Annotated in this window: 4 protein-coding genes; all 4 read left to right on the top strand. The window is 31.7% G+C overall.

Features of this window, described 5'->3' with window-relative positions; all coding sequences use genetic code 11:
• On the top strand, positions 1 to 1988 hold a 1988-nt coding region (locus HKP48_RS08985), incomplete at its 5' end, for a DNA methyltransferase (RefSeq protein WP_296345019.1).
• A 125-nt stretch (positions 1989 to 2113) separates the two neighbouring features.
• The gene (locus HKP48_RS08980) at positions 2114 to 3238 is read left to right on the top strand and encodes a Fic family protein (protein ID WP_296345017.1); all 1125 of its coding nucleotides are present in this window, start codon (positions 2114 to 2116) and stop codon (positions 3236 to 3238) included.
• 8 nt (positions 3239 to 3246) lie between these two features.
• On the top strand, positions 3247 to 5184 hold the full coding sequence (locus HKP48_RS08975) for a DEAD/DEAH box helicase (RefSeq protein ID WP_296345015.1): 1938 nt from the start codon (positions 3247 to 3249) through the stop codon (positions 5182 to 5184).
• Positions 5177 to 6035 (top strand): GIY-YIG nuclease family protein (locus tag HKP48_RS08970; RefSeq protein WP_296345013.1); only part of this gene is annotated, 859 nt, incomplete at its 3' end. The genes HKP48_RS08975 and HKP48_RS08970, both read left to right, overlap by 8 nt.

The following is a 6035-nucleotide window of genomic DNA, read 5'->3' as shown; positions in this document are numbered from 1 at the left end:
CATATGTAAATGGTGGTTTATTTAGAGATACAATAGTATCACCGAAGTTTACTAAAGAAGCACGAAAAATAATTATTGAGTGTGGCGATTTAGATTGGAGCGAAATCAATCCAGATATTTTTGGCTCAATGATACAGGCAGTTGTAAATCCTGCCTATCGCAGTGGTTTAGGTATGCATTATACATCTGTGCCTAATATTATGAAGGTGATTGAACCTTTATTTTTAAATGAATTATACGAAGAATTTGAAAAGCAAAAAGACAACCCTAAAAAGCTACGCCAACTTATATACCGAATCTCGAAACTAAAAATATTTGACCCTGCTTGTGGTAGTGGTAACTTTTTAATTATTGCTTATAAAGAATTACGAAAACTAGAAATACAAATTTGGCAACAGATTAATGAGCTAGAACCACAATATTCTTTTGTCTTTACAGAAGTAAAGCTTTCACAGTTTTATGGTATAGAGTTAGACGATTTTGCACACGAAATGGCAATCCTATCCTTATGGCTAGCAGAACACCAAATGAATAAAATATTTGTAGATGAGTTATTCGATTTCGGTAAAGCCAAACCAATCCTACCATTAAAAGAAGCAGGTCATATTACACAAGGTAATGCGACTCGTTTAAATTGGGAAGATACTTGTCCAATCGATTTAGCAGATGAAGCTTATATTTTAGGGAATCCACCTTATTTAGGTACGACGTGGCAAGATGAAACTCAAAAAGAAGATAAAGCGTTAACATTTGATGCTTTTAAATCATATAAAAAATTAGATTACATAGCTTGCTGGTTTAAAAAAGGTGTAGATTATATAATAAATTTCAACGCTCAATTCGCATTTGTATCTACAAACTCTATTTGTCAAGGAGAGCAAGTTGCTTTACTGTGGCCTTATATCTTAGCTAAATGTGAAATAGGATTTGCACATCAATCTTTTAAATGGACCAATAATGCGAAAGGAAATGCTGGTGTGACTGTAATTATTGTTGGAATTATGAATTTAAATCAGAAAAGACAAAAAAGAATTTATACGGATAACAAATATAAAAACGTCAGCAATATATCGCCTTATTTGACTGACGCCTCAAATATTATTGTTCAAAAAAGAAGTAAGCCAATATCTAATTTACCTCAAATGAGTTATGGTAATAAAGCAGTTGATGGTGGGCATCTAATTTTGAATGAAATTGAAAAAAACCAGATGATTACTGAAAACGAATCTTCCAGAATTTTTATAAAAGAGCTTATTGGTTCTAATGAACTAATTAATGGATCTAAACGCTGGTGCTTATGGATTCCAGATGATAGTTTAACAGACGCAAGTAATATAAGTAGTATTAAAGAAAGAATTGAAAGGGTAAAAGAAACACGATTAAAAAGTAAAGATTCTGGTGCAAATGAATTGGCAGAAAGAGCACATCAATTTAGAGATTTTAAAAGTACCATTGATACGTCAATAGTAGTTCCAAGAGTCTCATCTGAAAGGAGAGAATATATGCCAATAATTTTATGCGGTCCCGAAGAGATAATATTGGACTCTGCACAAGTGCTATATGATGTTGAACTGTACGTTTTTGGCATAATATCATCAAAAATTCATACGGTTTGGGTCAAAGCTGTTTCTGGAGGTTTAGAAACAAGAATCGGATATTCTAATTCTATATGCTACAATGCTTTTCCTTTTCCAGAAATCAATCAAAAACAAAAAGAACAAATCAATCTGCACGTTTTTGAGGTTTTAGAAGAACGAGAAAAACATTCAGGTAAAACCTTAGCACAACTCTATGACCCAGACAAAATGCCTAAAGGTTTAAAAGAAGCGCATCATCAATTAGATTTAGCCATTGAGCGTTGTTATCGTTTAAAGCCATTTGAGAGTGATACAGAGCGTTTAGAATATCTTTTTGCAGCATATGAAAAGATGATTAATAAAAACACCTTGTTAGAAAAACCTAAAAGAACACGTAAAAAGAAAGCATAATATTTTTACAATAACTAAAACGCTATTGTAAATTTTGCACATATTTTACAATAACTTATACTTTAATGTAATTTTTTTTGTTTTTTTACAATAATTAAAACCGTATTGTAAATTTACATCACGTTATGAAAAATTTTAAAGCAGGGAAATATATAAATCAAGGTTACTATAAAAGCTTTCAGCCAGAGCAGATTAACAGGCAATGGCTATTAGAAGATATGGAACTTCTTGAATTACTCTCAAAGGCAGACAGGCAATTGGGTAGATTAGATATGTATAGTGAGCATATTCCTGATATAGATTTGTTTATTAGTATGCACGTCTTAAAAGAAGCAACACAGAGTAGTAAGATTGAAGGTACGCAAACCAACATGGAAGAAGCTTTACTCGATAAAGAAGATATAAGTCAAGAAAAAAGAGATGATTGGGAAGAAGTACAAAATTATATAACAGCAATGCAACAAGCCATTAGCATGTTAGAAACAATACCTTTTTCAAGCCGTTTAATAAAAGAAACCCATAAAATCTTACTGCAAGGCGTAAGAGGTGAGCATAAATTACCCGGCGTTTTTCGTACCAGTCAAAATTGGATTGGTGGTGCATCATTAGCAGATGCTATCTTTATTCCACCTGTGCATACAAGTATTGGTGATTTAATGAGTGATTTAGAAAAATTTACACATAATGAAGAATTATATTTTCCAGATTTACTCAAAATAGGCATTATACATTACCAATTTGAAACTATTCATCCATTCTTAGATGGTAATGGTAGAGTTGGTAGATTACTTATAACACTCTATCTAGTAAATAAGGAAATATTAAAAAAACCAATTCTCTATTTATCTGATTTTTTTGAGCGTAATAAAACACTGTATTATGATAATTTAATGCGTGTTCGTACACATGATGATATCAAACAATGGTTAAAATTCTTTCTAGTAGGTATTATTGAAACTGCTAAAAACGGTGTGCAAACATTTGATGAAATACTCAAGCTAAAACAACGCACAGAGTTAAAGATTCAGACTTTAGGCTCAAGAGCAAGTAACGCTCAAAAAATCTTGCATTACCTCTTAAAAAGACCAATAATAGACGTAAATAAAATTATTGAGATAACAGAGGTGTCACCAAAAACAGCCTATAATTTAATAACAGATATGGAAGCATTAGAAATACTTCAGGAAGTAACAGGTGGTAAGCGAAGTAGAGTTTATGTTTTTAAGCAATATCTAAACCTTTTTAATTAAAACAGTTTATGCCAGATATAGTACACGTAAAATACCAACAAACAGGAAAAAGTAAAAGCACTAATGAGTTAGGTATGCGAGAAATGCAACAAAAAGCATTTGAAGCACGCACAGCGCAATACCTATTAATTAAAGCACCGCCAGCTTCTGGTAAATCTCGTGCATTAATGTTTATAGGTTTAGACAAACTCATAAATCAAGGCATTAAAAAAGTAATCGTCGCAGTTCCTGAACGCTCTATTGGTAGTTCATTTGCTAAAACAGACTTAAAAAAATATGGTTTTTTTGCAGATTGGGAACCTAATCCAAGATATAACTTATGTACGCCTGGTGTAGAAAAAAGTAAAGTAACAGCATTTCTAAATTTTTTAGAAAGTGATGAAAAAATACTCATCTGTACACATGCTACTTTACGCTTTGCTTTTGATGCCATAGACGAAAAACAATTAAATGATTGTTTATTAGCTATAGATGAATTTCATCATGTCTCTGTAGATGGTGATAATAAATTAGGAATCGTATTAAGTAGTATTATGGATAAATCTACTGCGCACGTAGTAGCAATGACAGGGTCTTTCTTTAGAGGAGATTCCGTACCTATTTTATTACCAGAGGACGAAGAAAAATTTATAAAGGTGAAGTACGATTATTACCAACAATTAAACGGTTATAATTATTTAAAATCATTAGGTATTGGCTATCACTTTTATCAAGGAAAATATACATCTGCTATTCATGAGATATTAGATGAAAATAAAAAAACAATAATCCACATACCAAGTGTAAACTCAGGTGAATCTGAAAAAGATAAATACGAAGAAGTCAATAGAATTTTAGATGGCTTAGGCGAATTAGACTATCAAGACCCAGATACAGGTGTTTTGTATGTAAAAAGTAAAACTACAGGTAAAATCTTAAAGATTGCAGATTTAGTCCACGATAATCAAAAGGACAGAGATAAAATACAAGACTATTTGCGTAAGGTGTCAAGTGTAGATGATATAGATATTATTATTGCTCTAGGTATGGCAAAAGAAGGGTTTGATTGGCCTTATTGTGAGCACGCTCTAACGGTAGGTTATAGAGGTTCATTAACAGAAATTATTCAAATCATTGGTAGAGCAACAAGAGATAGTGAAAATAAAACACATTCACAGTTTACCAATTTAATAGCACAGCCAGATGCAGAGAATGATGAAGTAAAACTATCCGTAAATAATATGCTAAAGGCTATTACAGCATCATTATTAATGGAACAAGTATTAGCACCTAACTTCAAGTTTAAACCAAAATTTCCAAATGATGAAGATGACGATTCAGAAGAGGATGATAACACCATAAAAATAAATGGGTTTAAATTACCAAGTTCCCAAAGAGCAAAAGATATTATTGAAAGTGATATCAATGACCTTAAAGCAAAAATAATGCAAGATGATACAATGCTAAAGGCTATGCCGGGTAATGTAGATCCAGAGGTTATAAATAAAGTATTGATACCTAAAATTATTAAGGAAACCTATCCAGACTTAACAGATGAAGAAGTAGAAGCTGTGCGTCAACATGTAGTTGTAGATTCTGTAATTAAAAACGGTACTATCGAAGAAGTAGGGGATAAACGCTTTATTCGTATGGCAGACAGTTTTGTAAATATTGATGATATTAATATCGATTTAATAGATACCATAAATCCATTTCAAAAAGCATTTGAAATCTTATCTAAATCAGTAACAGCATCAGTATTTAAAGCCATTCAAGAAACTATTGATGCAACAAGAATAACAATGACCGATGAAGAAGCAATTATATTATGGCCTAAAATAAAGAATTGGATAGCAAAGACAGGAGAACAACCACGCATTCAATCTTTCGACCCACAAGAAAGACGTTTAGCAGAAGCAATAATATTTTTAAAAGAGCAAAAGCGTAAAGCCCAAGCTAATGAGTAAAAAGAAAACATTAGAAGATATATTTAATGATGATGCGTTTGGAATTTTAGATTCTAAACCCAAAAACTCTAATGTAAAATCTGAAGATGAACGATTGATAGAATCGTTCCAAGAGATTAATGCTTTTTTTGAAAAGAATAACAGAGAACCAGAAGCTACAAATGTTAGTGAATTTAAGTTATTATCACGATTAAAGGCATTGCGACATGATGCTAATAAAGTAGAAATATTAAAAACATACGACACACATAATCTTTTAAATACTAAAGAAGAGATAAAATCAGTAGCAGAAATTTTAAATGATGATGATTTAGGCATTTTAGATACAGACGAAACGCTGTCTATTTTTAAATTACAGCATGTAAAAAGTGCATCAGAGAGAGCTGAAACAGATTTCACAGCAAGAAGAAAAGCAATGAGTAATAAGGATTTTGCGCCTTATGAAACTCAATTTAAAAAAGTACATAAAGAATTAAGAGAAGGGAAGCGTAAGCTAAAAGAATTTAAAGATGTAGAACAGAATCTTTACAAGGGCAATTATTACGTTGTAGATGGCATTTTATTATACTTAGAAGATGATGGTCTACAAAAGCGAAAACTAGGTGATAGCGAAAGAAAAGATGGTAGAACAACAATCATTTTCGAGAATGGCACAAAAAGTAATATGTACTATCGTTCACTGTCAAAATCATTATACAATAACGGAAGCATAGTATCAGACACAGATAAAGAATCAGAAGATGAACTTTTTAAGAATGCGCATATTGTAAGCGAAGAAGATGTTCAAACAGGTTGGATATATGTATTAAGGTCAAAATCGACTAATCCAGAAATCGCATCAATTGAAGATT

This window comes from Winogradskyella sp. (assembly GCF_013042245.1).
In the GTDB taxonomy this organism is placed as follows: Bacteria; Bacteroidota; Bacteroidia; order Flavobacteriales; family Flavobacteriaceae; genus Winogradskyella.
The sequence above is the reverse complement of the archived record's forward strand: the minus strand, read 5'-3'. Positions and strand labels throughout refer to the sequence as shown.

Excerpts from the sequence above, each read along its gene's own strand:
- HKP48_RS08980 (WP_296345017.1), top strand. The coding sequence starts at position 2,114 with ATGAAAAATTTTAAAGCAGGGAAATATATAAATCAAGGTTACTATAAA.
- HKP48_RS08975 (WP_296345015.1), top strand. The coding sequence starts at position 3,247 with ATGCCAGATATAGTACACGTAAAATACCAACAAACAGGAAAAAGTAAA.